Below are 25,180 nucleotides of genomic sequence, written 5' to 3' on the forward strand. Positions count from 1 at the left end.
ACGCCCTTACGAGTTTCGCTCCATCATCTGGAAGACAATCGTAGTTCGCCATTTTTCTCGGAGCCGTATTCAAAGTCGAGGCTGCGCTGGACCTCTTTCAAGGTTGTGACGAGCGTCTGGATAGCTGCATCGGCATCTCCCTTGGAGAGATGTTCTACGATCTTGCGATGATGTTTGCTATGGGGGCAGATCGAACTCGCCAGGCAGAGATGGAGAACACCAACGCAGCGGAATGAGCTATGCAATGACCTTGCACGACGGCGGAATTCACCACCGAAACTCCGCTGTCGCCGCCGTTTGCACCCTCACTCCCACTCGATTGTTCGTGACTCTGCTAACACGTTGAATTTACTCAGGAAATTTTTTTTGAGCCCAGATACTATCGACCTACGGGCCGTCAAATAGCTACGCTCTTGATTTCGTTGGAGAGTTTCCCCTCGCCCCTGCAGCCCATCTATCGACTACTATCGGCCGTCTAGGTGCACGTCCATATCTGACAGAGGGAGCGCGAATGCTTTCAAAAGTACCGCCAGCGCCCCTTCATCAGCATCTCCACGCCCTCGCGAACAGGCGAATTCGAGGTTTATCAAACACCCTCCAACCACAGGAGGAAGACATGAGTAAGAAGCCAAGCCGCGTACGCGTCCTGATGATGCCCTATCATGATGACGGTGACAAAGATCCAGTTGGATATTCGGGTCCCGCAACCGTCCTAACGGGCCTGCCGCGAACGATCAGGCGGCACGAATTGCGGCTCATCGTGCCGCTCGCCGACAGCACCATTTACGAGATGGAGAAGCGAGGCGAATTCCCTCGCCGCTTCAATCTCACGCCGCGATGCGTCGTGTGGGACCTAGAAGAGGTCGAAGCATGGCTGGAGCAGCGCCGCCAGGCTTATATCGAGGGTCGCGCGAAGATCGCGCCGGGGCCCGACGTCCATCGGCGCAAGAGCCGCCCGGTTAGACGGACCGACGACCGGTCAATCTGAAACGGAGGACCATCGCGTCGGCACGGGCGCGATGGTCCACGCATCACGACGACAAACCACCTAGCTCGAACCGCCTCCGTTCCTTCAAAGCCAAGTGTTCGCGCATTTCACCTGAAGGAAGGATCGAGAGGCTACCCCCGACGTTCCTCGCTACGTTGGGTATACCCCTAACAGGAGGATCCTCATGTCGAACCGATCGGATGCTCGCGGAGTTCACGAAGGCGCTGACGACGCATGATGTCGAATGCGAAATCGTTTGTGCGCTTATCCATGACATCAAGCCGGGAGCGCTTCAGACATGGATCATGGAACGACTGCCATGGGGCCGTTTCCAGCCAGTCTGGTTTCCGGCGTCGAGGTTGAGATAGCTGCCATTGAGCGCTGGGGCCTTCAGCGACCGGCGGCTACCGCCGCCCCGCCCGAGGAACCGCCGGGCGTTTTCGTGGCGTCCCAGGGATTGCGCGTTATGCCCCGGCGTGGGCTGTCGGTGACGGCTTCCCACCCGAATTCCGGGTAAGTGGTCTGGCCAACGAAGATTACGCCGCTCCTTCGAAGCTGTCCAACGGCCGGCGCGTCTGCGATGCATTCACGATCTTCTACGGCGTAGCTTTCATAGCTGACCGGCCAGCCTTCGACCCAGAGGATATCTTTGACCGTCGTGCGGCACGCCGTCCACTGCGGACAGCGGAGCCTTCCTTCTCTAGCGTTGCTCGGAGAGTCGGGCTGCCTGCAATGCCCCTTCGACATCGATCCTGGTGAAAGCATTGAAGCGCGCATCCACCACGTCTGCCCGCTTCAACACGGCATGGATCACTTCGACGGGCGACAACGATCCCGACCCGTAAGCCGAGGCCAGTTGCCGTGCGTCGAGCCTGCAAATGTCGTCCGCGTCAGCCAGCGGAGCAGGACATGGGTTACGAGGGCTCATCGTCGCAGCCATGCGCGCTGGCCCAGGACGATCCGATCGGGCAAGACCTTGCTATGCCTCCGGGTAGCCAATCCGCGGACCGCTGAGGGTGGCGCGATAGGACGGGGCCATGTGGCCCGGCGTCCAGTCGATCTCCGGGGAGATGGTCACCTCGACCGAACAGATGCCGGGCAGGCTCATGAGCTTCTCCTTGGCTTGCGCCGTGAAGCTGGGGCCCATCATGCAGCAGGGCGACGTCACGCGCAGCTGCAATCTTACTGCTACAGCGTCGCCCTCCATCGCAAGATCGAGTTCCTTGATCAGCCCCATCCTGACAAGCCCGACCGGCTTGCCGATCCCGGCGCTGCAGGGATCGATGATCTGATCCAGGGCGTCCTCGACCGCGCTACGCATATCCATCATTCCGTCCCCCTGCCGCTTGTCCACGGTTCGGCGAGCCGGTCGCGTTTCGCAAACTCGTCGGTTGCGGCAACCCGCTTTAGGTTTTCCACGTCGAGGTTGAGGATACGCGCCTGTGTCCCTCCAAGCATCATGCGCTTGATCTCGGGAGTCAGCGCTGGATAGGCATAACCTTCCTGCATGCTGAGCGGAATCTGGAAATTCCAGAAAGCCTCCAAGAACGGCTGGGGATGGATGACCGGCACGCCGGTTCCCCAAACGATGCGATCCGCAGCGCCCGCCTGAACCAGAGAACCCAGTATGTGGGCTAGCCGTTCCGGGGCGTAGAAGATCAGGGCGCTTGTGCCCTCAAGGTTGATCGTCACGTTGGAATTGTAGGTCGCCTTCAGCACGGTATCCTCGAGGAAGGCAAAGCCACCGTGGAAGATTTCGAAGTTCATCTCCGGGAAACTGGTCGCGGCATCGTTGACATCATCGACCATGAAATACTCGTGGCCGACGTTACCGAACGGGATTGCCTTGTGCATGGCAACGGTCTTGATGCCGCGCTTGAGCATCCGCTCGTAAAGCGGAAACATCAGTTTCTCGTCGTCCATCCTGGTGCCGCGCACCGTGCCGCCCACGAGATCAAGCGGGTAGAATTTGAAGGCCGACACTTTCTCCTCGTCCAGGAAGCGGTCGATCTCATCCAGCACGTTGTCGTGATAGGGGCTGATACCGCCATAGATGAGGACGCGTCCGGGCCACCGCTCGCGCATCTCCTTGCCGACGTAGAGCGGACCGCCGCCATCCTTGAACAGGTTGAAGATCGGCAGGTGGTGATAGACGCAGGCATCGACCTGGCTCTCGCCGAAGAGCGAATGGCCGATCAGATCGGCGTCCTGCATGATCCGATGCTGTTGCGGGACAAGCCATTTGGGCGTGTCGCGCGGCGTGTAGAACTCGTGGATCCCCCACAACATCTGCGTCATCATGGGGGCATATGAGCCGGGTATTAGGTTGTCGGGCGTATGATTGTAGGTATGCGCTACCCCATCTATGACGAAGATGTCGTCGGGAAGCGGTTCCCAGGCTTTTCCGTCGGATATCCGGGCGGCGATCTTCGGGTCGATTCCGGTCTCCCCACCGAATTTCGCTGTTTGTTCTGGCATCGTTTTTCCCCTGGCTCTCTGGCGTGGATCTGGCCGACCTTTATGTCTGCTTGTGGCGAAGCAGGAAGTTCAGCGCGGCATTGTTGAATTCTACCGGATTCTCGATGTTGAGAAGATGGCCGGCATCCGGCACCACGGTCAGCGTCGCATGCGCAATGAGCTGCGCGATCTCCTTGGACATGGAGAGCGGGGTGAGCGGATCGTCCGCCCCGCACATCACATGGACGGGCACGGTAATGTGGTCGAGGCCCGCATGAGTGTCGAGATTCACCAGCGCCTCGATGCTCTTTATGTAGCTGTGCTTGTGCAGTCTCGACATGCTGTCTACGAGTTGCGCCAACGCCGCCTCGGACGCCTTCGGGCCCATCAGCGATCGCGCTACGGGTTCGGCGATGTCGGCTGGTTCCTTGCCACTCATCAGCGGTTCTTTGCGGGACCGGATGAATTCCGCTCGGGCCTCCGGCGTGAAGCGGGAAAAACCAGTGTTGGTCGCGCACAAGGTAATCGTACTAAGCCTGTGAGGGTAGGAATGAGCGAAATCCATAGCGATGCGCCCCCCCATCGACAGCCCGATGATATGCGCGCGCTCCTCGCCAAAATGATCGAGGACTCTGGCCAGGTCGTCGGCGAAATCCCTGAACCGCAACGCCGCTTCGTAGTCGTCGCTGTCGCCATAACCCCTGGCGTCCCAGGCGACGGCGCGGAAATGCTCTCCGAAAACCGGCAGATTGTCACGCCAGTTCCGCCGGTTGCCGCCGATGCCGTGCATGAAGACGACGAGCTCTCCCTTGCCGACGCTCTCCACCGCTATCCGGGGCGATGACCCGACGAAACTCGTTTCGATTGTAGCGAGACCAGGCATGACAGACTTCACTTGCGCAGCAGGTGGCGGACGCGTGAGCCACCGGTCGCAGCGATAAGCACGGCTCCCGCGAACAGTTGCTGCGAATAGGCCGGAGCGCCGATCAGAAGCAGGCCGAGCGTTCCGGTCCCGATGATGTAAACGCCGATTACCGTGCCGAGGATGTGGAAGCGCCGGTTGGCAAGGGTCACGTACCCAAGGAATGCCGCGGCATAGGCCGGGAGCATCATCGACGTGCCGAACAAAGGGGTAAGCGAACCCTGCCTGGCGGTGTACATGAAGCCGGTGATGCTCGCCAGGACGGCGCAGGCAACGAAGGCGAGAAGTACGTTTCGGTTGACCCGAATTCCGGCCATACGGCTGGCCGCCCGATTGCCGCCTGTCGCGTACAGATGACGCCCTGTCACCGTATAGCGCAGCGCTATGGCGATCAGTATCGCCAAAGCCAGGAGATAGAAGAAGGGCGCCTGCAACCCGGCGATGCGCCAGGAACCGTACCATATGAAAGCGTCGGTGAAGCCCATGAAAATAACCGAATTACCGGTCACCCAGAGGGTCGCGCCGTCAAGCAGGCTTGCCGTGCCGATTGTCGCAACCAGGGCCGGGATTTCGAGCACCGTTACGAGGACGCCGTTGAAGGCTCCAATGATCAGCGCGCTGGCGAGAACCACAAGGAACGCTGTCGGGACCGGCCATCCGAGCTGCGTGATCAGGACAGTTGCAAGCGCGCCCGCCAAGGATGCGGTCGCAGCGATGGAAAGATCGAATTCGCCGACGACCAGGACCAACGTCAGGCCGCACGCGAGGAGGGCGAGCAGCGCTCCGTCGTTGAGGATCGTCACGAAATTTTCGCGCGTGGGAAAATAGGCAGGTTCGGCGATCGAAAAGCCGACGATCAGCAGCACGAGGAAAATTACGGGTGCCGCGGATGCGGTGTCAAAACTGCCAATCCATGACGAGCGCGCCGATGTGTTGGGCGGTGTGTCGGTGATTTCTTGAATCGTCATACGGCGACCTTTGTGCTGTCAGAGGAAGACAGGAGGCGATGCAGCATCGCATCCTTGGAAATATCGGCGCCCCTTAGTTCGTCGATGATCGTCCCGCCCTTCAGCAGAAGGACTCGATCGCACAGGGCTTGCAGTTCCTCCAGTTCGGAAGACACCACCAGAATGCCGCGCCCTTCATGGGCAAGCTCGCGAATGGCGCCATAGATCTGGGTCTTCGAGCCGATATCGACGCCATGCGTCGGCTCGTCGAGCAGGAGCAGGCGAACCGGACCCAGCACCCAGCGCGCGAAGATCACCTTTTGTTGGTTTCCGCCGGATAGGGCCAGCATCGAGGCGTTTATCGAGGGCATCCGTACAGAGAACCGTCGCGTCGCTTCCTCGGTTTTGCGCTGCTCGACGCGAAGGTTCAAAAAGCCCTTTGTTTTAAAACGGCTTCCCCAAGGCAGCGATACGTTCTGCCAGATAGGCAGCGTTTCGACGAAACCGTCATGGCTGCGCTCTTCCGTCACGAGGGCGATGCCCTCCTGCAACGCCTCCCGCACCGAGCCGATTGCGGCAGGCCTGCCTTCAACAAGGACATCGCCGGCAGTTCGCGGCGATGCGCCCGCAATCATCCGCAGTATGCGCGACCGGCCCGAGCCTCCAAGGCCGGCTATCCCGACGATCTCGCCCTTGGCAATGTCAAAGCTTATGTCGGTAAGTCTGTTGTCGCTGAGCCCCTGAACTGAAACCAGCGTTTCCCGTTTCTGGCCGACCGGTCCGTCTTCGCGCGCAAACAGGTCCTGCATGTCGGAGCCGACGATGTCGCGCACCAGTCCGGCCTCGGTCATCTCGTCAAGCCGCGTGGTCGATATGCGCCGACCGTCGCGCAACACGGTCACGCGATCGGCGATCCGGAAGACCTCTTCAAGGCGATGGCTGACATAGATGACGCTGACGCCCCGCTTCCTCAGCTTGCGGATGGTGTCAAGGAGGGTGCGGACCTCCGGTTCGGACAGGGACGCCGTGATCTCGTCGAGCACCAGGAGTCTGGGCTTGCGGAGCAACGCCCTTCCCAATGCCACCATCTGGCGTTGATGCGCGCTCAGCGAGGCGAGAGGCGTCCGCGGATCGACGGACAGTCCCAGCGACGCCAGGCTTGCCTCACACTCGCGATGCTGGGCTTTCCAGTCGATCAGGCCGGCCCGACGATGTTGATATGGAAGGCCGAGGAGAAAGTTCTCGGTAATTGAAAGATCGGCAATGAAGGGCGGTCGCTGATGGACAAAGCCGATCCCTGCAGCCAGCGCATCGCTGGGATGCAGGAGCCGCAGCGGAGTTCCGGCCAGCATCATAGAACCCGTATCAGGTGGGAAATCTCCCGCGAGTATCCGGATGAGAGTCGATTTCCCCGCGCCATTCTCACCGACCAGCGCGTGGATTTCGCCCTCGCGCACATCGAAATCCACTCCCTTCAGTGCACGGGTCTCACCGAAGGTCTTCGAGATGTTGGAGAACTGGAGAAGGGACATATCGATGCTTGCTCCGCGAGCGAATGAAGCCGGCGGCGGACTGCATGTCCGCCGCGACGGCCCTGACGCGTCTGTTCCGCAGGCTACTCCGCCGCCGCCCAGATCTCACGGAACTTCGCCTTGAAATCGAAGCCCGGATCGTACCGCTTGCCCGGCGTGGCATTCGACTGGATGGTCAGTTGAAGCGGGAAGTCCTTGTTCACGCCGACCTCGGCCTTGTTGATGGCGCGATTGCATTCGTCGATGCCGGCCCAGGCCACCCATTCCAGGCCCCAGCTGATCGTCGCGACCTGACCGCCGCCGGAAACGATGGAGTCCAGCGCGACAGGTTCGCCGTCGAAGCCCAACGCCTTGATCTCGGTCCGGTCACGTTGCCGCGCGGTTGCGAGCACCGGAACGAGCGCTTCGTCATACGGCCCCAGCACCCACCGGATGCTATCCTTTGGATGCTTGGTCAGCAGCGCCTGTGTCTTGGTGATCAGGTCGGAAGCGCCCGCGCCTACATTGAACTCCACGTCTTCCACGACCTTGGCGACGTCGCCGCCATGTTCTGCGAGATAATCCTTGAACCCCTGGAGACGCTCCCCCAGTTGCGGAAAGGCGGAGGCGGTAAACATGACGACATTGCCGCCACCATTGGCAACCACATAAGCCGCAAGAAGCTTGCCCGCTGCGGTCTGATCAATGCCGAAGCCGATGTCGCCGCCAAACTCCCTCGGGTCGTCGGCGAAGCCCGTCACGAAGGCAATCCCCTTTTCCTTCCCGCGCTGGATCTGGGCGCGGATATCTCGCGAAGGTGAGCCGATGGTAAGCACGCAACTCACATCGCGGTTGATTGCCGCCTCGACGGCTTTTTGAGTGACGGCGGGATCGCCTTTCGAATCTATTGGGATGACTTTCCACCCTATGGCTTCGGCGGCGGCTGTGGCGTCGGCAAGAGCGGTCTGGCAGACCGAGAGTGCGAGAGGACATGGAACAACCGCGATCGTCGCGTCCTTCACGGGTTTCGGTGATGTCTCGGCGCCGGTCCAGCGCGACGAGCCCGCACCGAGCGGGTCACGCGACATCACCGTGTTGGTGGCCTGATCGACCACCTTCCTGGCGAAATCGATGGCGCCCTGATCTACGGCCGAGGCCGGCAAGGCGGTGGTCGCGGCCAATGCGAACGCAATCAGCGCGACTCCTGTCATTTTCCGTGAAGTACCGTTCATCCCGTTATTCCCCAATGCGTGGTTGTGATCACCACTGCTTGGCCTTAGTAAAGCGTCGGCGCGGACAAATGTCGTGGTGCAATCGTGCACGACAAATGCTGCGTTTGTGCACTCCCATGGGTAGCGTTGCGGGCTTGTGAGAGACCAATCGCTGCGGTAACGTATCCAGGGTTGTTGGTGCCGATGATTACTGTCTTATCCACCGATGCGGTCGATCCGACCGCCCGATTTACGAGTTTCCAGCAGGCAATCTGCCAGATCGCTGATTTGTCGGCGCATCGGTCCGAAACCGACGCCTACCACGCCAAGATTCGAAAGAGCCGGGTTGGTTTCCTCGACTGTTCGTTCGTCGACTGCGAATCCGTCGTGATCGAACGAAGCCTTGCCAATATCGGGCGGGACAATGGCAAGGATTATCTGCTGGCATTGCAGATAGACGGGAGCGGTGTAACCCGCCACATAGGCCGCGATGTCCGGCTGACGCCCGGGGACTTCACCATCGTTGACGCCACTCTGCCCTATTCTGTCGAGTTCGATGGTCCAGTTCGGCGGATCGTCGTCCGGTTTCCGCGCAACGAGTTCGTCCACCGGGGGCTGAGTACCGACAGGCTGTGCGGACATGTATTCCGTGGGGAAAGCGGTGCCAGCGGCCTAGCCTCCCAGATACTTGGCTCGCTCGCTGCCGATCCCGCAGGTGTCGGCCCGCAGGCCGGATACTCGCTGGCCGCCGCCATTCTCGACCTCATAGCCGATTCCGAGCCCAATGACGGTTCATCGCGCGGCAATTACCTCACGCAATCCCACGATCATCTCATCCGCCGCATTCGCAGCATCGTGCTAGTCAACCTCTCGGATCCGGAGCTTTCGGTTTCTGTCGTTGCGGCAAAGGCGGGTATTTCTGTTCGCTACCTGCACAAGCTTTTCAGCGCCACAGGAACGTCACTTCATAAATGGATCGAAAACGAGCGTCTCGATCGCTGCTACCGCGCGCTCCAACACCTAAATCAGCGCAGCCAGACGATACAGGACATAGCATTCGCGAACGGTTTCAACGATCCCGGCTACTTCAGTCATCGCTTTACCCGTAAATATGGGAAGAGTCCGCGTCAGGTGCGAATGAAGGCGCTTTAGCTGCTTGTTCGGCCAGAAACTTGCGCTTGTTCTGCTTTCTTGAATACAATCTCCAGAAACCGCCGGTCCGATTTCGGCCCCTAATTGCATCGCGGATGACCGCTTCGATGTCAGATTTCAGTTCGCTCGGCCAAGAGCAGCGCATCCACATCGACGCCGAGATATCGGACAGTGTTCTCGATCTTGGAGTGGCCAAGCAGGATCTGTATGGCGCGGAGATTTCCTGTCGCCTTGTAGATCAGCGACGCCTTCGTGCGACGAAGCGAGTGGGTGCCATACTCCTCTGGTCGCAGCCCAATCGCTGCGACCCATTCGTCAACCAGGCGGGCGGACTGCCTCGTGCTCATGTCGCGGGCGCGATTGATCCGGCTCGGGAATCCATAGTCGTCGACCGATCCTCCGCGCCTTTCAAGCCAAGCCAGAAGGCTGGCTCTTACGTCGCTGGTGATCTCGAACTGGACCGGCCGGCCCGTCTTTTGCTGAACGACAATCGCACGGGTCCGGATTTCTGCCCCCGCAACCAGATCGCGGATCCTGATCTTGACCAAGTCGCAGCCGCGCAGCTTGCTGTCGATTGCCAGATCGAACAGCGCGCGGTCCCGAATGCGTCTCTCGCGATCGAGGAAGAAGCGAACAGCCCAGATCTGTTTCTGTGTAAGCGGACGCTTAGTTCCTACCTTCTTTCCTGCATTCCAAGCTGCTCGCTCACGGCTGGCATCATCGAATTGAGAATGGCCCATGTGAGTTCTCCTCGGCCGCGATTGGCCGAAGGAGAAACGGTGCAGGGCACTCGCCGCTTCGGGGCCGACACCTGACCGTCCGGTCTTGGGAAACGCTCCGACATAAGCTGCCGTCCTGGCTTTGGCTCGTCGGGTAAAGTTTGCTGGCGCGGTTATGACGCTAAAGCGGCAGCTGAACGCTGAAATGCTTCCAAAATCTGGCGGATCTCGCGACGTCCTCCGTAGGAGACACGGCTAGGGGCAGTGCTCGTGGTTAGCGGAATCTACGCAATGTTTTCCGTTTCTTAGGCCAACGTCCACGGTCGATCACTTTGGGTGGACGGCATCGCTCACGCATCAGCTGTCACGCATCGCAAAAGCGTTGGCTCCAATTGAAGCGGGTGAACGGCGTTGAACATGCACGTAGCGTCTTGCGCCTAGCATATGTCCCGGGGGGAATCGCGGCAGCGTTTCGTTGGTGATGCGCTGGTCTCACCACATGTAGTCCGCGCTCGGCCAAGCGCGACGCTCGTCACCGGCCGGATCCCCGATGAGTTGCGTAGCGGTATCGAAGATCATCGTAGCTCGGCGCTGCGTATCGTACCGGGGCCAGTCCGGCAGACCTGAATTTGTCGGGATGCCGCCCTTGATGAAGCTGGCCCAAGCGCCGTGCATGGTGTCTGCCAATGCCTGTGGCGGGTTGTCGAGCCGCACGACGCCGTCCCAGAAGGATCGGTTTTCAAGTGTGTCCCACATGAACGGCAGCTCGCTGCAATGGGTTGCGGGCGCCGAGGGCGGGCCGTAATCATAGCGGTACATGTAGACGTTGGTATTGTGCTTCAGCGCAGCCTCCGCAACGCCGATCATCGGCACGCGGAACAGCATGTCCGTCATGAATGCGTTCGTGACGTCGAGTTCCGCAGCTTGCGGACGGTTCTGGCGATACAACTCAACGGCCGGCGCGCCGCCCTCGCCAAGCGCTAGCGCGGCCAGCGCAGAGCGTGCAGCAGTCGCCTGATCGCCCATGGAGGGCAGCAGGCTGACGAAAAAGCCGTACTCATCCGCATTGGTTCCAAACAAAAGGTCGATATCGCGTGCGCTTCCGCCGGCTATCGCCGGAATCGTGGGAGCGGGCAGCGTATCGGTGCCGTGAACGAGATGCAGGGTGTGGGCGAAGACCGTCGTCACAAAGTCCGGTGTGACGCCCTTTGATGCAAGAAGAGGAAGCGTCTCGGAATCAACGGCTCTCTGCGCTGCGAACAACTCAGCGGTGCCGATGTTCTCGAAATCTTCTTCGCGACGGACACCGAGACGCTGAAGGATCTCCGCGCCGATCACGGCCGCAGTCTCGGCGCGAACCTGGCAAGGAGCGATGCCGCTCTGCAGAATGGCGCGCCGGAACAGTCCTCGCGCTGCCGGGGCGGCAAGCAGCGCCGCAACGCTATTGCTCCCGGCTGACTGGCCGGCGATTGTAATCTTGTCCGGATCGCCTCCGAACGCCGTGATGTTCTCCTGCACCCACCGCAAGGCCGCAATCTGGTCGAGAAGGCCGAACGCGCCGGTCCCAGCACGTTCTCCCACATGCATGAAGCCCGCGCTGGCGAGGCGATAGTTGATCGTGACAGTGAGGACGCCGTCACGCGCGAACGTGGCGCCGTCATATCCAGCCTCGGACCCCGAGCCGAACATGAGTGCGCCGCCGTGGATCCACACGAGAACCGGAAGACGGGCGTCGCCGAGCTCCGGCGTCCAGACGTTCAGGTTGAGGCAGTCATCGCCTTTGGGACCGACGTCCAGCGTCAGCCCGATCGGCATCTGCAGATGGCTGAGGCCATACCGGCTGGCGTCGCGCAGGGCCGTCCCAGCGGGCTCGCGGTACGGGCGGTTTGAAGCGCAGCTTTCCGACGGGCGGCTCGGCATAGGGGATGCCGCGAATGGCGGCGAAGCCATTCGCGTTGACGCCGCTCACATCGCCTTGTCGTGTCGACACGACTGGGCGGTTCGCTTCCGCATGAACGCGCCGGGTCGCCGCGAAGGCCGCGCGGCGCTTGCGGACATAGTCAGGAGATTGCGTCGCGACAGCCGCGTCGCGTAGGGCATGTTTGCAGACTGAACCATGATAATCCTCCTGTGAGCTAAGACTTGCCGCAGCCGTGGAGAAAGATGTCCACGGCGGTCGCGGTGAGATCGTTGGTTTCCTTGCGGGTGAGAGGGGCGCCCAAGAGCGCCCGCAAGCGGGGCATCGAGGCAGCCATCTCGATGAAGATGACCGCCGCCAGCCGGCTGTTGGGCAGTCGCGGCAGGGCGCCTTCATCATACAGCGATTCCAGATTTGCCTTCACGTCGTCGGTCGCGCGCGCATGCAAATCGAGAAACTGCCGCGCGAGGTCCGGCGTCTGCATGGCCTCGGCGAAGATCAGGCGGTTGATGCCCGCGGCGCGCGCATCGGCGGAGATAAAAGCCAGTTCCCGAGCGATCTGCAACAGCTGCGAACGTGGTTCCCGGCTTCTCGGTTTGGTTGGCGTTTCCTCGTGGTGCGGCGCCATGGCCGTATCGAGCAGGCGATTGACGACCGCGGTCAGCACCTCGGCCTTGTTGGCGTAACGCGCGTAGAGCGTGCGACGGGTCGCGCCGGCGCTGCGCGCGATCTCGTCCATTGTGATGCGCGCATAACCCTGCTCGACGAACAACGTCTCGGCCACGTCAAGGAAGCGCGAGTCCAGCTCGGATGTCTGTTCAGCGGACATGCGTCCCGGGCCGCGTGGCTTCGTCGTCGATTTTTTCGTCATTTTTCCTCGCTTGCGTTTGGTGAAACCTAGCGACGCAGATTTAAATATACAAGGTGTATAATTGCTCTTGACGAAAAGATACAGCGCGGATATTAAACCTCCGTACAGACCGCGACGCCTCAGCGCGTCAACAAGAGGATGGCTATCCATGCTTGCCGCAGCAAAGATCGAGACAGTTCCAGTGCATGAAGAGCGCATGGTGCGCACCAACGGCGTGGAGCTACGTGCGCAGGCCTTCGGCAATCCAAGCGATCCAGCATTGCTCTTGATCACAGGCGCCACGGCATCGATGAAGCGGTGGCCGGAGGAATTCTGTACTCGCCTGGCAGACGCCGGACGTTTCGTCATCCGCTTTGACAATCGCGATACCGGGCCTTCCACGACCTTCCCACCCGGCGCGCCGGGCTACACGGTCCGCGATATGGCCGATGACGCAGTCGGCGTGCTAGATGCCTATGGCATCGATCGCGCGCACATCGCCGGCTGGTCGATGGGCGGGATGATCACGCAGAACGTTGCGATCCATCACCCCAAGCGTATCCGTTCGGCGTTCCTGTTTGGCACCACGCCCGATGGCAGTTCCATCGGATCGGCTGCCAGCGGCAGCGGCAAGGACAGCGGAGCATTCGCGGCGCCGTCACCGCGGATCGTGCAGCTGTTGACCTATAATGCCGGCGTCGATTGGACCGACGAGGCGCAGGCGGTCGAGGCCTGGGTGCACGAAGACATGGTGTTGACCGGCCCCGGCGATACATTCGCTGCCGATCTCAGCCGCGACAACGCACACGTGCTCGTGCGAGAGGCGCGCAACATCCTGTCTCACCGCACGAACCACGGGATCGCAGTGGCGATGTCGTATTGGCGCGATCGGCTGAAGGACATTCGCGTGCCCACGCTGATCATGCATGGCACTCACGATTACATCCTGCCGTTGGATCACGCCAAGGCAATGGCGGCTGAAATCCCCGGCGCGAAACTGGTCGTCGTGGAAGGCATGGGTCACGTTCTCTCGCTGGACTCCCGCTACTGGGACGTCTTTGCAAGGGCGCTGATCGCACACACCGCACACTGAAACGCAACGCGTTCACTCAACGAGCAGCGTTCATCCGCCTGGCATGGCTGTGCGGGCTGGCGCGCTCCTCTGCGAATGGAGAACTACGATGAATACGACACGACTACTGTTCTTGCTGATGGTGATCGGCCTGGTGCACATGGGCGAGCAGCTCATCTTCGGGGTTGAGGAGCTCGACCTCTTCAAGGGGCCGATCGCCGACTATTACGCCGCGCTGGCCGGGATCGGACCCGACCGCGCGACGGTAATCCTGATCACGATCGTGGTGACGCTCTTCACATGGATGAGCTATGCCATGCTGGCTGGCGGCTGGCAGAGGCTGATCGCGCTGGGATTGTTCGGCCTGCTCGGCGCCAATGAGGGCCACCATGTGATCCAGGCCATCCTAGACGGCGGTTACGATTCTGGGCTGATTACCTGCATCCCATATTCCGCGACCGGCATATTGATGCTGATCGAAGTCGTGCGCGAAAGCAGGGCACTCTGGAGGCCGGCGAAGCCTGCAGTCAATCCTGCCTGAATGTAGCCGCTGGAGTCCACTTATGCCAATCGACCTTTTTCTGTCGTTCGCGCTTGCCTCAGCTCTGCTTATCCTCATGCCTGGGCCAATGGTGGCGCTGATTGTCAGCAACAGCACCGCATTCGGGCCACGCGCTGGGCTGACCACGGTGGCTGGTGCGGCGTCGGGCATGCTGCTGCATTTGACCGCAGTCTGCCTTGGCTTGGGTGTCGCACTGGCTGGCTTAGGAGAAGCAGCATTTTGGTTGAAATGGCTTGGCGCTTCATACCTTCTTTATCTTGGATTGGCTGCGCTGGCTGCGAGGACACCCTTTTCAGTGAGCAGCGCGGTGGCAAGCAAATCGAGTCGCAGGTTGTATTTTGAAGCGTTCGCGGTCCAGTTCACAAATCCCAAGGTTCTCATGTTCTATGCTGCCTTCTTTCCCGTCTTCATGTCACCAGGCTATCCTGCGGCGACCCAGCTTGTGATCCTCTCGGCGACATTCCTCGCAATCGAAATCGCGATCGACTCAATGTGGGCACTTGCTGCCGCACGAGCTCGCGGCCTCCTGGCATCTGGTGGGCACTGGACCAATCGGGTGGTAGGAATCGTGCTGATAGCGGCCGCGTTCGGAACTGCAGCGATGAGCCAATCTTGATCGATGCAGCGCAGCGTTTCAACCTTGAGCAAGGTGCTTATCGGGTCAGTCCCGATCATCGCAGTGCTTGTCGCCGCGGCATTCTTCACGCCAACCGAACTTTCGTTGCTGGAGCGGCAGATCCTCCTCGGGATGATTGCTGTTGGAGGTATTGCTTTTGTTGAGCGGCTTCTCTTCGGACCAGACCTGCCGCGCGTCATCTCCGCCATGGGACTGACAATACCGCAGCGCAACGCCTCAGTGGTCGCGCTTTTGTGCAGTCTTCCCATGTGGCTTTTTCTTCCGGCTTACAGTTTGGCTACGAGTGCATCAATCGCCGTGAACAACGGGTGGTTCGCAGTTCTAGCAGGGATCATTCTGGTCAACGGAATTGCGGAGGAAGTGATCCACCGAGCCTTCGTATTTGGACATCTGCGTCGAATTCACTCATTCGCAGCAGCAGCGACAATCGGCGCGATCATCTTCGGCCTTCAACATTCCTATCTGTTGGCAACTATTGGCCCGATTGCAGGGACGGCGTCGGTCGTTCTGGCCATCTTGCTTGTTTGGCCGCTGGCTTTCCTGTTCGAACGCGGCGGCAATTCAATTCTACCACCGGCGATCATGCACACGAGCTCAAATGCTCCGATCATGATCTTCGTGGCGCCTGAAACCGCGCACCTGGTCATCCTGCCGCATATGGCTGTCGTTTTGTCGTCAATGTATTTGAGTTTCGCCCTCTTCCCGCGAACCAGATAGGCGTGAAATGTCGGAGGCGCCTTGGGCGACTCCGACTATCGGCTGCCGGTAGAACGGCGGTGCAGCGAAAGCAGGCTCTATCCGAAGCGCAATCGCATCATTGCATAAGCAAGCGCCGCGAACATTGGCACCTCCACCGCACTGTACCAGAACGGAAATGTGTTCAGGTATTCCGTGCTCCAGGTGAAGAATGTGCTCAAATGCAGCGGCACGCTGACGAGGCAGAGCAGCAGCGCGAAGCCGTAGACGATCCGGCCGGCCAGCTCGCCCGAATAATGCCGCCAAGCGAGCACGCCCGACACTGCCGGCACGATGATGATCAGGCCGAAGGCGATGTCGACCGGCGGCGTGAAGATGTCGCGCGTCCAGTCTTCCAGACCGTAGAGCATGCGGCCGACATGGATCAGGAAGCCGAGTGCGAAGACGAACGCGGCGCTCGCCTTGAAGATGGCAGGTGTGAGGGGTCTGCTCGATGCCGGCTGGACGATGTGCATGTGTGTCATTGTAGTTCTCCAGTGTTGCGTGTGTTGATGTCGCGTGGATTTTCCCGGTCAGGCCGCCACTGCCTTTGCGGCGAGCTTTCGCTGCTTGCGCCGAAGCTTCAACTCGTGGCTGACCTCCTGCTTGATCTGCCAGCCCGCCCAGACATAGGCGAAGCTGGTGGCCAGGCCGGATGTGTAGGCTCCGGCCTGGATCGCCTCGATCCAGTGATAGACTTCCTTCAGTCCGATGCCGCCGAAGGCGCTGATCACGACCAGCGCCGGCGTGCCGCCGCGCATCATCGCGTAGAAGCCAAGCGACACGATCGTGCCAATCAGCGTGATCAGCAGCATGTGCGCCTCGTCAACCCGCTCGTCCGGAAACAGCGCGTACCAGCCGTCGAAGGCCGCGCGCAGTTTGTGAAACTCGTCGATGCCGAACATCAGCTGCTCGCCGATGTGCACGACACCGATTGCGATGATCGCCAGCATCAGCCGGTTCCGTCTTTCATGGGCGACGGGCATTTCTCGGCCTTCCTCTTTGAGGACCCGGGAAGCGCGTTAGCGCTTCCCGGCCTGGGTGAGCGACTGGTAGACCGCCTTGAGGATCGTCATCGAGCGGTCCTGCTCGTGCGGTCCGGAGGTCCAACGGTTGGGTGCGAAGCCGAACGACATGCGCGCGTCGAGGTCGACATAGGACAGCGACCCGCCGCCGCCGCCCCAGTGCCCCACGCTGCGGCCGATAGTCGACGGACCGCCGGTCCAGCCGGGCGTCACCGGCGAGTTGAGCGCATAGCCCACGCCCCAGTCGATCGGCAGGCCGAGGACAAGGTCGGTGCCCTTCACCTGCTGCTCGAGCACCCGCATGCGGCCAGCGTCCGACATCAGCCGCTTGCCGGCGATGCCGCCGCTGGCCAGCATGGACTGCGCGGCGGCGATGCCGTGTGCGGAGCCGTGACCGTTCAGAGCGCCCATCGCGGGCCTGCGCCAGGCGATCGACGCGCTGTCCTGCGGGCGCGCGACCGGGTTCAAGAGACAGCGCTTGTAGAAGGCGTTGCCGTCCGGCGCGATTGGGTATCCCTGAATGAGCGTCGAGACTCTGGAGTCGCATTCCTCCGGCGTGCCGATGAAATAATCGGCACCCGTCGGTCCGGCAATTTCCTTCGCGAAGAATTCGCCGAGCCCCAGACCGGTCACGCTGCGCACCACCTCGCCGATCAAATGGCTCATGGTGAAGCCGTGGTAGCCGGCGCCCGTTCCAGGCTTCCACCACGGCGCCTGTTCGGCCAGCATCGCGGTGGACTTCTCGATGTCGTAGATGTCCTTCAACGTCATCGGCGCCGTCCAGCCGGCCATGCCGGAGGTGTGCCCGACGATCTCGCGGACCTTCACCTCGCCCTTGCCGCTCTCGCCGAACGACGGCCAGTACTTGGTGACGCGATCATCGAGATCGATCTCGCTGCGATCGGCGAGCAGAAGCGCGCAGAGCGCCGACATCGTCTTGGTGGACGAGAAGCCGTTCACCAGCGTGTCCCGCCCAAAGGGACGCGTGTAGGTGAGGTCGAAATGACCGCCCCACAGATCGACGACGCATTCGCCGTCGACGAATACCGCGGTCGAGGCGCCGATATCGGAACCGCTGTTCAAATTGGCAGCGAAAGCCGCGCGCACCGGCTCGAAGCCGGGCTTCACGAATCCGCCAATCGTGTTCTCGATCAGGTTGCTGAACGTGACGTCGACGCAGCCCTGGACGATGTCGTCTTCGTCGAAACGATACTGGCCCTTAGGCATGACTCTCTCCTCTCACGCCAAATCGTTCCGATTGGCGGCGCTGTTCTCGGTTGAAATTCTGCGCAATGTCCGGCCGTGCTTTTTCGCGCGTCAGGTTCGGCCGATGTTCGAACGTCGGGTTCTCCCGTTCGATGAGCGACCAAATATCCACACGTGTATCTTTATTCAAGAAGAAAATATCCAATCTTGTATCTTTTTTTCGAATGGCTATGTTCGAGCGGACTGGATGCGTGGAAGGCGAAACGCGAGAATGCCTGCGAAATCAAAGACAAGAGGACCGGGCCGACTGTCGGCGGAGGGCACGGCGGCGCTGGAGGAGCGGCTCCTCGACGCAGCGGAGGCGACTTTTCTGGAGCATGGTTATCAGCGCGCGACCATCGACTCGATCGCCAGGGCGGCCGGTATCACGCGCAAGACGCTCTATGCGCGCTACGCCAACAAGGACGAGATTTTCGAGGCCGCCGTGCGCCGCATGCTCGATGCCGGCGTGCCGTATGCGCCGGTCGAACCGCGCGGCAAGGGACCGCGCGAGCTGTTGCTCAACCTCGCGAAAGGGCTCATCGCCTTGCACGAGACGCCGCACATGGTGCGCGTCTACCGGCTGATCTTCGCCGAGGGCCAGCAGATGCCCGAGCTCGCGCGTATGTCCACCGAGCTTTACGACCGCCTGGCCGGATCGGTCGTCGACGTGATGGCAGCGCTGCGCGCCACTGGGCGCTTTCCGCTCATGCCGTCGCCGCGCATGGCGGCGGTGATGTTCATCGAGCTCGTCTCGTCACCGTCGCGGCTGCGCGCGCTGGCAGGTCCCGGCGCTACGCTGGTGAAAGCGAAAGCCGACCGCTACGTCTCCGAAGCTGTCGACTTCTTCCTCGCTGGATGTGGTCATGCCGGTGAGGAAAAGGTTGAATGAGTGATGCTTTGGTCGGCGACGGGGCCAAGACTCAGCCTTCGTATCGGCATACCTGCAGGAACAGCTCGAAGCCGTGTGACATGGTCTCCAAGTTCGGCCTTCGTCGAAGACGATTTGATCAGTATCGAGAACCTTCGCGGCGATGGAGGGTGCGACAGGTTCATCGGTAGCACAGGCGCCAATATTGTGGATGGGGGGCTGGCAACGACCAGCTCACCGGCCGGGCGGGTTATGATAGGCTCTATCGTGGCGCCGGAAACGACAGTCTTACAGGCGAAGCCGGCAACGACCGGCTTTATGGCGGCACGGGGAGTGACTTGCTGACGGGCGGATCCGGCAACGATTATTTCATTCTCGACAGCGCGCTTGTGGCAAACAGAGACAGGATCGCCGATTTCAACCATGCCAGTGACACGATCTGGTTGGAGAACTCAATCTTCAAGGGGCATGAGTGGCTCCGAGCTCCTGAAACCCGCATACTTCTACAAAGGAGCGAGGCGCACGATACAGATGACCACATCCTCTACAACAGCGCTAACGGCATGACGGCAGGTTCCGGCCCCCAAGCCCAAATCCACTTCGGAACGCTCGCCAATGGCCCTTCCAATGTTAGCTACAACGACTTCGTGCTGATTTGAACGCTTGCGTCGGTTAAATGTGTAGCGCGCTCTAATCACCGGCATTCACTCCAACGTTTCTCTTCATGTGATGCGCGTAACGGCGAAGCGCGAGCCGCATTCAAACCAGCAGCAGCGGCCATTCCCACATCGAACTTCGCCAGTAGTATGCCGTTCTCCATCAGCCAGCCGGACGAGATGGCCGTCAACGAGATCCTATACCGCCCAACGGCCCATCGCCTCTAGCAGAGGGCGCGAAGCCGTCCGTCCGTGTTGTTGCCGCATCTCCTCCGCATTGGTCGAGCAAAATGCGGGATGATCAACCGCCGCCAGCATCGAGCGGTTGAACTGCTGCCCCCGGGAATATCTTCTGGAGGTTGCCGGAGATGATCTTGTCGCCTTCCTTGATGCCGTTTGTCAGCGTCACCAGATCGCCATCGGTGGGGCCCAGGGCGACCACGCGCTGTTCGACCAGATTATCCTTGCCGACGACATAGACATACTTGCCGAACTGGCTGGAGCCGAGTGCCGTCTGCGGCACCATCAGCGCGTTGGGCAATTCCCTGATATGCAGGCGGATGCGGACATATTGGCCTGGCAGCAGCGAGAAGTCGCTGTTCTCGATCGTCGCGCGGGCGGCGATGGTGCCGGTGTTGCGCTCCACGGCATTGTCGATGAAAGTCAGCTTGCCCTGACGCGGCTTGCTGTCGCTGCCGGGGATGATGACCTCGGTCTCCACCGTGCCGCTGGCAAAGGCCTTCTGGATCTCGGCCAGTTCGGTCTCACCGGGGTTGAAGGTGATGTAGACCGGCGAGAGCTGCACGAGATTGTTGAGCGGCGTGCCGGCGGCGCTGGTGACCAGCGTGCCTTCCGGCGCCTGGTTGCGTCCGAGGCGACCGTCGAAGGGGGCACGAATCTCGGTGTTTTTCAGATTGATCTCGGCCGTCCGCAAGGCCGCACGTGATATGGCGAGCGCCGCTTCCGCCTGTCGCACCGCACTCCGGCGCTGGTCGAACCCGTCCTTGGCGAGATAGCCGTTGTCGGCGAGCTTGTTGCCGCGGTTGAGACTGGAGTTGAGGTATTCGAGCGACGCCTGGTCACGCGTAATCTGCGCCTTGGCCTGATCGAGTGCGGCCTGATAGTCCGAGGCCTCGATCCTGTAGAGCAGGTCGCCTGTCTTGACGTCGGCGCCGTCTGATACCGGCTGTTCCTGCAGATAGCCCGACGCCTTGGCGCGCAGCGTCACATTGCGGATGGCTTCGGTGCGCGCGGCATATTCGAGATAGATGGGAATCGTCTTCTTGACCACGCCGACCACCGGCACCGGCATGGCCTGGGGCGCCGCAGCCGATGGTGCGGCACCCGCAGTCGTGCTGCCGACGTCCCAGCCAGCAAGCAGGTAGCCGCCCGCCACAGCCAAAGCGAGAAGGCTGCCGTTCAGACCGAGTTTAAAAATGCGCATCGTAATACTCCTGATTATTCGGCCGGCTCGACCAGCTGGGTGGGCAACGGGCGGCGCGCGAAACGTTCACGCCAGGTTTCAAGCACGACGTAGAAGATCGGAACGAAAGCAAGCGTCAGCACGGTTGCGATCAACATGCCGCCAAAGACGGTGGTGCCGATCGACTGCCTGCTTGCGGCGCCGGCACCTGACGCCAGCATCAGCGGCACGACACCCAGGATGAAGGCGAAGGCCGTCATCAGGATCGGGCGCAGTCTGAGGCGCGCGGCTTCGACGGCGGCAGCGACGATCTCGACGCCTTCTTCGCGCCGGCGCTTTGCAAACTCGACGATCAGGATCGCATTCTTGGCGGCGAGGCCGATCAGCATGACAAAACCGATCTGCGAATAGACGTCGATCTGCAGGCCCCGCACCCAGATCGCAAGTAGAGCGCCGAGCAAAGCGAGCGGCACGGCGAGCAGCACGACGAAGGGCATCGACCAGCTTTCATACTGCATGGCCAGGACCAGGAAGCAGAAGACGATGGCGAGGCCGAAGACGAGGTTGGCGATCGAGCCGGCGCGGATCTCCTGATAGGTTATGCCAGTCCATTCGAAGGAGAAGTCCCTGGGCAAGGCGGTTGCCGCGACACGCTCCATGGCGGCGACCGCCTGGCTCGAACTGAAGCCTTCGGCTGCCGCACCATTGATGAGGGCCGAGGGATAATTGTTGTAGTGGGTGACCGTTTCCGGTCCCGAAACCGCCTTCAGCGCGCCCAGCGTGCTGAGCGGCACCATGTCGCCTGTATTGCTGCGGACATAGAGCCGTGAAATGTCGGTGGCCGCGGCGCGCGCCTGCTGTTCGGCCTGAAGGGTGACGCGGAAGGTGCGGCCGAACAGGTTGAAGTCGTTGACATAGAGCGAGCCCAGATAGATCTGCAGCGTCGAGAAGATGTCAGGCAGGTTCAGGCCGAGCAGCTTCGCCTTGTTGCGATCGAGGTCGTAGGAATATTGCGGGGTCGAGGTGCTGAAGGTAGTGAACAGCGTGAACGGGTTCAACTCCGGCTGCTTACGGGCTTCAGCGAGCAGGGCCTGCGTCGCCTCATCGAGTGCTGCGGCACCACGGCCGGTCAGGTCCTCGACCTGAAACTCGAAGCCGCCGGTAGCACCCAGACCCTGGATGGAGGGCGGGTCAAAGGCGAGAACCAGCGCTTCGGGAATCTGGATCAGCTTGCCCTGGGCGATGTTCTTGAGCTCGGTCGCACTTTCGCCGGGGCCGCGCTCGTCCCAGGGCTTGAGCACCGCGAACTGGACGCCGGCATTGGACTGGTTGGCGAAGGTGAGGAAGGAAAAGCCGACGACGGAGCCGACGGATTCGACGCCGGGCAGCTCGCGGAGAATTTCCTCCGACGTCTTCGCCACTGCTGCCGTGCGTTCCACCGAGGCACCGTCGGGCAATTGCAGCACGACGAAGAAGTAGCCCTGGTCTTCGACAGGCAGGAAGGTGGAGGGAATGCGCTGGGACAAGGCGTAGGTTGCGGCAAGCGCGAGCCCGAACAGGCCGATGAACGCCCAGCGCCAGCGCACGAAGCTGCGGATGCTGCCGGCATAGGCGTTCGACATCCAGTTGAAGCCGGCATTGAACCAGCGGAACAGGATGAATTTCGGCGCGCCGCGATGGCGCAGGAACACAGCACTCAGCGCCGGGCTGAGCGTCAGCGAGTTGAAGGCCGAGATGGCAAACGAGATCGCAACCGTCAGCGCGAACTGGTTGTAAAGCTGGCCGGCGACGCCAGGTATGAAAGCCACAGGCACGAAGACGGCGAGCAACACGCCAGTCGTTGCGATGATCGGGCCGGTGACTTCCTTCATGGCGATTTTCGTCGCCTCGAGCGGCGGATGGCCGTCTTCGAGCTGGCGTTCGACGTTTTCGACGACGACGATCGCGTCGTCGACGACCAGGCCGATGGCCAGCACCATGCCAAGCAGCGACAGCATGTTGAGCGAGAAGCCGAGCAGATACATCACCGTCAAAGTGGCGATCAACGACACCGGAATGGCGATGATCGGGATGATGGTGGCGCGCCAGCTCTGAAGGAAGATGAAGACGACAAAGACGACGAGCAGGAGCGCTTCGATGAGCGTCTTGACCACGTCGTCCATCGCGGCGGAGACGAAGCGTGTCGTATCGTAGAACATGTTGTAGGACATGCCCGACGGGAAGCGGCTCGACAGCTCGTCCATCTTGGCCTTGACGCTGCTCTGCAGGTCTAGGGCGTTGGAGCCCGGGGCCTGAAGAACGGCGAGCACGACGCTGTCTTCGCCGTCAAGGCTGAAGGACGACGAATAGGACAAAGCGCCGAGTTCGATGCGCGCCACGTCGCGCAGATGGATTGCGGCGTGGGTTTCAGGATCGACGCGCAGGATGATCTCGCCGAACTGCTGCGGGTCGCTCAGCCGACCGACGGCACTCACCTGCATCTCGAACGGCGTTCCTGATGGAGCCGGCGACTGGCCGATCTTGCCGGCGGCGACCTGGATGTTCTGCTCCTGGATGACGTTTTGGACATCGACGGCGGTGACGCCGAGGCTCGCCATCTTGTCGGGGTCGAGCCAGACGCGCATGGAATAGCGGCGCTCGCCGAAGAACTGGACGTCGCCGACGCCGGGCAGTCGCTTGATCGGGTCGAGGATCTGCAGATAGGCGTAGTTCGACAGCGTGGTGAAATCGACCGACTTGTCAGGCGAGCTGAGATTGACCAGCACGTTGAAGTTGGGGTTCTGCTTGATGACGGTGACGCCGGTCTGGTTGACCAGGGCGGGCAGGGAAGGCGCCGCCTGCGAGACGCGGTTCTGGACGTCCATGGCGGCGATGTCGACGTCGTAGCCGACCTGGAACGAGATGATGATGCGCGCCGACCCGTCATTCGAGCTGGTCGAGGACATGTAGAGCATGCCCGGCACGCCGTTCAGCTGTTGCTCCAGCGGCGTCGTCACCGTATCGGCCACGACCTGCGCGCTGGCGCCGGGATAGTTGGCGGCGACGACGATCTGCGGCGGGGTGATGTCGGGAAACTGCGCGACGGGCAGAAGGAAGTAGGAGATGGCGCCGGCCAGCACCATGATGATTGCGATCGCCGAAGCGAAGATCGGCCGCAGGATGAAGAAGTTGACCATGATGGTTCTCTCCGAGGCGGCTCGTGATGGTCGATGGCTGCCTTGGAGACGGCAACGAAAAACCGTTGCGGCGCACGGAACCGTGCGCTGCTCTTGAACAACCCGATATTGACTTGCGATGGTGGATGTTACTATCTAGTAACAGGATAAATGTTACGGATCGGTAACATTGTCAAGGGCGTTCCAGCGACAAGATTGGAAGCGAGGAAACGTTGATGACAGCTGCTGTCAGATGTCCACCACGAGAACGGATCATCGACGCTGCGCGCGACCTGTTCAGAAAGCATGGCATCAAGGGCATTGGTGTCGATGCGATCGCCGAGGCCGCAAGCAGCAACAAGATGACGCTCTACCGCCACTTCGGCTCGAAGGACGACCTGGTGTTTGTCTGCCTGCAGGAGGCAGCAAGCGAAGCTGAAGCCTTCTGGGAGGGTATCAAGGCCGCCAATCCCGGTGATCCCAGGGCGCAACTGAGCGACTGGGTCCGCCGCGCCGGTGAATTCGTCACCGTCGAACATTGCAATTGCGAGCTTCTCGATGCCGCCGCGCAATTGATGGAGAGCGACCATCCCGCGCGGCAGTTCATCGAGGACCTTCGCGGCCTTTACCGGGAGCGACTGGTCGAGCTCTGCCGTGCCGCCGGCGCCGCCGATGCCGAACTTCTGGTTGATGCGTTGACACTATTGGTCGAGGGCGCGCGGACGAACTGGCGCAGCGCCGGGCCCGGCGGAGCCGCAACGCGCTTCGTGAAGGTTGCAGACATGATCGTCGACGATTTCATGAGGTAATATTGGCAGCAGCGGTATCCGGGAGCCGCCAATCGACCGCTTGGTCACCTCGCATCAACATTGACGTCTGCTCCAGGGAACGGAAGTAAACGATCCGAGATAGGCGCAAAGCCGACATACACGACCCTGCATGCAATGGCCTGCTTCGGCGTCACAATTTGTCACTCCCCATCATCGATGACGACGCGCACCATCGACTTAATCAAGGAGATGCATGCCGACAATCCGCCCTGAATGCGACGCGTACCTGCGGTAATTGAGAGGCGTTGAGCGGTCAACGGAGACCAGCTCCCCGGTTCACGCAGCAGCGACTTG

Annotated in this window: 25 protein-coding genes and 1 pseudogene; 9 read left to right on the top strand and 17 right to left on the bottom strand. The window is 61.0% G+C overall.

The genetic code is table 11. The features are described from left to right. Nucleotides 1–616: 616 nt before the first annotated feature. Complete coding sequence (locus tag J1C56_RS08070) at nucleotides 617–988, top strand: helix-turn-helix transcriptional regulator (protein WP_246591216.1); 372 nt, start codon at nucleotides 617–619, stop codon at nucleotides 986–988. A gap of 390 nt (nucleotides 989–1,378) precedes the next feature. Here the strand turns inward: J1C56_RS08070 and J1C56_RS33600 are convergent, their stop codons facing one another. From J1C56_RS33600 to J1C56_RS08110, 8 genes are all read right to left on the bottom strand, one after another. Beyond that, nucleotides 1,379–1,765: an amidase family protein gene (locus J1C56_RS33600; RefSeq protein WP_420797368.1), complete on the bottom strand. Its 387-nt coding sequence runs from the start codon at nucleotides 1,763–1,765 to the stop codon at nucleotides 1,379–1,381. Continuing rightward, nucleotides 1,689–1,928 carry a hypothetical protein gene (locus J1C56_RS08080; protein ID WP_214388351.1) on the bottom strand — a complete coding sequence of 80 codons (240 nt, stop codon included), beginning with the start codon at nucleotides 1,926–1,928 and terminating at the stop codon, nucleotides 1,689–1,691. The genes J1C56_RS33600 and J1C56_RS08080 overlap by 77 nt, the downstream gene beginning before the upstream one ends. A 39-nt stretch (nucleotides 1,929–1,967) precedes the next feature. Beyond that, on the bottom strand, nucleotides 1,968–2,318 hold the full coding sequence (locus J1C56_RS08085; protein WP_192314351.1) for a metal-sulfur cluster assembly factor: 351 nt from the start codon (nucleotides 2,316–2,318) through the stop codon (nucleotides 1,968–1,970). Beyond that, on the bottom strand, nucleotides 2,315–3,466 hold the full coding sequence (locus J1C56_RS08090) for an amidohydrolase family protein (RefSeq protein WP_214387722.1): 1,152 nt from the start codon (nucleotides 3,464–3,466) through the stop codon (nucleotides 2,315–2,317). The genes J1C56_RS08085 and J1C56_RS08090 overlap by 4 nt, the downstream gene beginning before the upstream one ends. Nucleotides 3,467–3,506: 40 nt before the next feature. Continuing rightward, nucleotides 3,507–4,328: an alpha/beta fold hydrolase gene (locus tag J1C56_RS08095; protein WP_214387724.1), complete on the bottom strand. Its 822-nt coding sequence runs from the start codon at nucleotides 4,326–4,328 to the stop codon at nucleotides 3,507–3,509. Between the two features lie 8 nt (nucleotides 4,329–4,336). Further along, complete coding sequence (locus J1C56_RS08100; RefSeq protein WP_214387726.1) at nucleotides 4,337–5,335, bottom strand: ABC transporter permease; 999 nt, start codon at nucleotides 5,333–5,335, stop codon at nucleotides 4,337–4,339. After that, on the bottom strand, nucleotides 5,332–6,846 hold the full coding sequence (locus tag J1C56_RS08105; RefSeq protein WP_214387728.1) for a sugar ABC transporter ATP-binding protein: 1,515 nt from the start codon (nucleotides 6,844–6,846) through the stop codon (nucleotides 5,332–5,334). The genes J1C56_RS08100 and J1C56_RS08105 overlap by 4 nt, the downstream gene beginning before the upstream one ends. 83 nt (nucleotides 6,847–6,929) lie before the next feature. Further along, entirely contained in the window at nucleotides 6,930–8,057 is a 1,128-nt protein-coding gene (locus tag J1C56_RS08110; protein ID WP_214387730.1) for a sugar ABC transporter substrate-binding protein, read from the bottom strand. Nucleotides 8,058–8,240: 183 nt separating this feature from the next. On the opposite strand from J1C56_RS08110, the gene J1C56_RS08115 reads away from it, so the two are divergent. After that, a complete protein-coding gene (locus tag J1C56_RS08115; protein ID WP_246591273.1) occupies nucleotides 8,241–9,188 on the top strand; it encodes an AraC-like ligand-binding domain-containing protein in 948 nt (315 codons plus the stop codon). A gap of 110 nt (nucleotides 9,189–9,298) precedes the next feature. Here J1C56_RS08115 and J1C56_RS08120 read toward each other — a convergent pair whose 3' ends face one another. The 4 genes from J1C56_RS08120 to J1C56_RS08135 all read right to left on the bottom strand — a co-directional run bounded on the left by J1C56_RS08120 (nucleotide 9,299) and on the right by J1C56_RS08135 (nucleotide 12,696). Further along, nucleotides 9,299–9,928 carry a tyrosine-type recombinase/integrase gene (locus J1C56_RS08120; RefSeq protein WP_214387734.1) on the bottom strand — a complete coding sequence of 210 codons (630 nt, stop codon included), beginning with the start codon at nucleotides 9,926–9,928 and terminating at the stop codon, nucleotides 9,299–9,301. A 471-nt stretch (nucleotides 9,929–10,399) separates the two neighbouring features. Then, the gene (locus tag J1C56_RS08125; RefSeq protein WP_214387736.1) at nucleotides 10,400–11,722 is read right to left on the bottom strand and encodes a carboxylesterase/lipase family protein; all 1,323 of its coding nucleotides are present in this window, start codon (nucleotides 11,720–11,722) and stop codon (nucleotides 10,400–10,402) included. Continuing rightward, nucleotides 11,679–11,897 carry a carboxylesterase family protein gene (locus J1C56_RS33605; protein ID WP_420797369.1) on the bottom strand — a complete coding sequence of 73 codons (219 nt, stop codon included), beginning with the start codon at nucleotides 11,895–11,897 and terminating at the stop codon, nucleotides 11,679–11,681. Before J1C56_RS33605 ends, J1C56_RS08125 begins: the two co-directional genes overlap by 44 nt. Before the next feature lie 145 nt (nucleotides 11,898–12,042). Beyond that, complete coding sequence (locus J1C56_RS08135; RefSeq protein ID WP_214387740.1) at nucleotides 12,043–12,696, bottom strand: TetR/AcrR family transcriptional regulator; 654 nt, start codon at nucleotides 12,694–12,696, stop codon at nucleotides 12,043–12,045. 148 nt (nucleotides 12,697–12,844) lie between these two features. Here J1C56_RS08135 and J1C56_RS08140 point away from each other — a divergent pair, with 148 nt between their 5' ends. The 4 genes from J1C56_RS08140 to J1C56_RS08155 all read left to right on the top strand — a co-directional run bounded on the left by J1C56_RS08140 (nucleotide 12,845) and on the right by J1C56_RS08155 (nucleotide 15,663). Continuing rightward, entirely contained in the window at nucleotides 12,845–13,768 is a 924-nt protein-coding gene (locus tag J1C56_RS08140; protein WP_214387742.1) for an alpha/beta fold hydrolase, read from the top strand. Between the two features lie 88 nt (nucleotides 13,769–13,856). After that, nucleotides 13,857–14,288, top strand: coding sequence for an HXXEE domain-containing protein (locus J1C56_RS08145; protein ID WP_214387744.1), 432 nt, complete (start codon nucleotides 13,857–13,859; stop codon nucleotides 14,286–14,288). Between the two features lie 22 nt (nucleotides 14,289–14,310). Beyond that, nucleotides 14,311–14,925 carry a LysE family translocator gene (locus J1C56_RS08150; RefSeq protein WP_214387746.1) on the top strand — a complete coding sequence of 205 codons (615 nt, stop codon included), beginning with the start codon at nucleotides 14,311–14,313 and terminating at the stop codon, nucleotides 14,923–14,925. A 3-nt stretch (nucleotides 14,926–14,928) separates the two neighbouring features. Then, nucleotides 14,929–15,663 carry a CPBP family intramembrane glutamic endopeptidase gene (locus J1C56_RS08155; protein WP_214387748.1) on the top strand — a complete coding sequence of 245 codons (735 nt, stop codon included), beginning with the start codon at nucleotides 14,929–14,931 and terminating at the stop codon, nucleotides 15,661–15,663. 77 nt (nucleotides 15,664–15,740) lie between these two features. On the opposite strand, the gene J1C56_RS08160 is transcribed toward J1C56_RS08155, so the two are convergent. The 3 genes from J1C56_RS08160 to J1C56_RS08170 are packed head-to-tail and all read right to left on the bottom strand — an operon-like array spanning nucleotide 15,741 to nucleotide 17,933. Continuing rightward, on the bottom strand, nucleotides 15,741–16,166 hold the full coding sequence (locus J1C56_RS08160; RefSeq protein WP_214387750.1) for a hypothetical protein: 426 nt from the start codon (nucleotides 16,164–16,166) through the stop codon (nucleotides 15,741–15,743). Nucleotides 16,167–16,214: 48 nt separating this feature from the next. Continuing rightward, nucleotides 16,215–16,667 carry a hypothetical protein gene (locus tag J1C56_RS08165; RefSeq protein WP_214387753.1) on the bottom strand — a complete coding sequence of 151 codons (453 nt, stop codon included), beginning with the start codon at nucleotides 16,665–16,667 and terminating at the stop codon, nucleotides 16,215–16,217. A 36-nt stretch (nucleotides 16,668–16,703) separates the two neighbouring features. Next, nucleotides 16,704–17,933, bottom strand: coding sequence for a serine hydrolase domain-containing protein (locus J1C56_RS08170; RefSeq protein WP_214387755.1), 1,230 nt, complete (start codon nucleotides 17,931–17,933; stop codon nucleotides 16,704–16,706). On the opposite strand from J1C56_RS08170, the gene J1C56_RS08175 reads away from it, so the two are divergent. Together J1C56_RS08175 and J1C56_RS08180 are read left to right on the top strand one after the other, a co-directional pair. Then, entirely contained in the window at nucleotides 17,932–18,843 is a 912-nt protein-coding gene (locus tag J1C56_RS08175) for a TetR/AcrR family transcriptional regulator (protein WP_214387757.1), read from the top strand. The two genes, J1C56_RS08170 and J1C56_RS08175, sit on opposite strands and share 2 nt — an antisense overlap. Before the next feature lie 203 nt (nucleotides 18,844–19,046). Continuing rightward, nucleotides 19,047–19,481 (top strand): annotated as a pseudogene (locus tag J1C56_RS08180) (hypothetical protein); the annotation flags it as partial. Nucleotides 19,482–19,779: 298 nt separating this feature from the next. Here J1C56_RS08180 and J1C56_RS08185 read toward each other — a convergent pair. Both J1C56_RS08185 and J1C56_RS08190 read right to left on the bottom strand, forming a co-directional pair. Continuing rightward, on the bottom strand, nucleotides 19,780–20,922 hold the full coding sequence (locus tag J1C56_RS08185) for an efflux RND transporter periplasmic adaptor subunit (RefSeq protein ID WP_214387758.1): 1,143 nt from the start codon (nucleotides 20,920–20,922) through the stop codon (nucleotides 19,780–19,782). A gap of 14 nt (nucleotides 20,923–20,936) precedes the next feature. After that, on the bottom strand, nucleotides 20,937–24,077 hold the full coding sequence (locus tag J1C56_RS08190) for an efflux RND transporter permease subunit (RefSeq protein ID WP_214387759.1): 3,141 nt from the start codon (nucleotides 24,075–24,077) through the stop codon (nucleotides 20,937–20,939). A 215-nt stretch (nucleotides 24,078–24,292) separates the two neighbouring features. On the opposite strand from J1C56_RS08190, the gene J1C56_RS08195 reads away from it, so the two are divergent. Next, nucleotides 24,293–24,865, top strand: coding sequence for a TetR/AcrR family transcriptional regulator (locus tag J1C56_RS08195; RefSeq protein ID WP_214387760.1), 573 nt, complete (start codon nucleotides 24,293–24,295; stop codon nucleotides 24,863–24,865). Nucleotides 24,866–25,180 lie beyond the last annotated feature (315 nt).

This window comes from Aminobacter anthyllidis, from assembly GCF_018555685.1.
Lineage (GTDB): Bacteria > Pseudomonadota > Alphaproteobacteria > Rhizobiales > Rhizobiaceae > Aminobacter > Aminobacter anthyllidis.

Coding starts and splice junctions, on each gene's coding strand:
- J1C56_RS08070 (WP_246591216.1), top strand. CDS start 617: ATGAGTAAGAAGCCAAGCCGCGTACGCGTCCTGATGATGCCCTATCAT.
- J1C56_RS33600 (WP_420797368.1), bottom strand. CDS start 1,765: ATGCGCGCTTCAATGCTTTCACCAGGATCGATGTCGAAGGGGCATTGC.
- J1C56_RS08080 (WP_214388351.1), bottom strand. CDS start 1,928: ATGGCTGCGACGATGAGCCCTCGTAACCCATGTCCTGCTCCGCTGGCT.
- J1C56_RS08085 (WP_192314351.1), bottom strand. CDS start 2,318: ATGATGGATATGCGTAGCGCGGTCGAGGACGCCCTGGATCAGATCATC.
- J1C56_RS08090 (WP_214387722.1), bottom strand. CDS start 3,466: ATGCCAGAACAAACAGCGAAATTCGGTGGGGAGACCGGAATCGACCCG.
- J1C56_RS08095 (WP_214387724.1), bottom strand. CDS start 4,328: ATGCCTGGTCTCGCTACAATCGAAACGAGTTTCGTCGGGTCATCGCCC.
- J1C56_RS08100 (WP_214387726.1), bottom strand. CDS start 5,335: ATGACGATTCAAGAAATCACCGACACACCGCCCAACACATCGGCGCGC.
- J1C56_RS08105 (WP_214387728.1), bottom strand. CDS start 6,846: ATGTCCCTTCTCCAGTTCTCCAACATCTCGAAGACCTTCGGTGAGACC.
- J1C56_RS08110 (WP_214387730.1), bottom strand. CDS start 8,057: ATGAACGGTACTTCACGGAAAATGACAGGAGTCGCGCTGATTGCGTTC.
- J1C56_RS08115 (WP_246591273.1), top strand. CDS start 8,241: ATGATTACTGTCTTATCCACCGATGCGGTCGATCCGACCGCCCGATTT.
- J1C56_RS08120 (WP_214387734.1), bottom strand. CDS start 9,928: ATGGGCCATTCTCAATTCGATGATGCCAGCCGTGAGCGAGCAGCTTGG.
- J1C56_RS08125 (WP_214387736.1), bottom strand. CDS start 11,722: ATGCCGATCGGGCTGACGCTGGACGTCGGTCCCAAAGGCGATGACTGC.
- J1C56_RS08135 (WP_214387740.1), bottom strand. CDS start 12,696: ATGACGAAAAAATCGACGACGAAGCCACGCGGCCCGGGACGCATGTCC.
- J1C56_RS08140 (WP_214387742.1), top strand. CDS start 12,845: ATGCTTGCCGCAGCAAAGATCGAGACAGTTCCAGTGCATGAAGAGCGC.
- J1C56_RS08145 (WP_214387744.1), top strand. CDS start 13,857: ATGAATACGACACGACTACTGTTCTTGCTGATGGTGATCGGCCTGGTG.
- J1C56_RS08150 (WP_214387746.1), top strand. CDS start 14,311: ATGCCAATCGACCTTTTTCTGTCGTTCGCGCTTGCCTCAGCTCTGCTT.
- J1C56_RS08155 (WP_214387748.1), top strand. CDS start 14,929: ATGCAGCGCAGCGTTTCAACCTTGAGCAAGGTGCTTATCGGGTCAGTC.
- J1C56_RS08160 (WP_214387750.1), bottom strand. CDS start 16,166: ATGACACACATGCACATCGTCCAGCCGGCATCGAGCAGACCCCTCACA.
- J1C56_RS08165 (WP_214387753.1), bottom strand. CDS start 16,667: ATGCCCGTCGCCCATGAAAGACGGAACCGGCTGATGCTGGCGATCATC.
- J1C56_RS08175 (WP_214387757.1), top strand. CDS start 17,932: ATGACTCTCTCCTCTCACGCCAAATCGTTCCGATTGGCGGCGCTGTTC.
- J1C56_RS08170 (WP_214387755.1), bottom strand. CDS start 17,933: ATGCCTAAGGGCCAGTATCGTTTCGACGAAGACGACATCGTCCAGGGC.
- J1C56_RS08185 (WP_214387758.1), bottom strand. CDS start 20,922: ATGCGCATTTTTAAACTCGGTCTGAACGGCAGCCTTCTCGCTTTGGCT.
- J1C56_RS08190 (WP_214387759.1), bottom strand. CDS start 24,077: ATGGTCAACTTCTTCATCCTGCGGCCGATCTTCGCTTCGGCGATCGCA.
- J1C56_RS08195 (WP_214387760.1), top strand. CDS start 24,293: ATGACAGCTGCTGTCAGATGTCCACCACGAGAACGGATCATCGACGCT.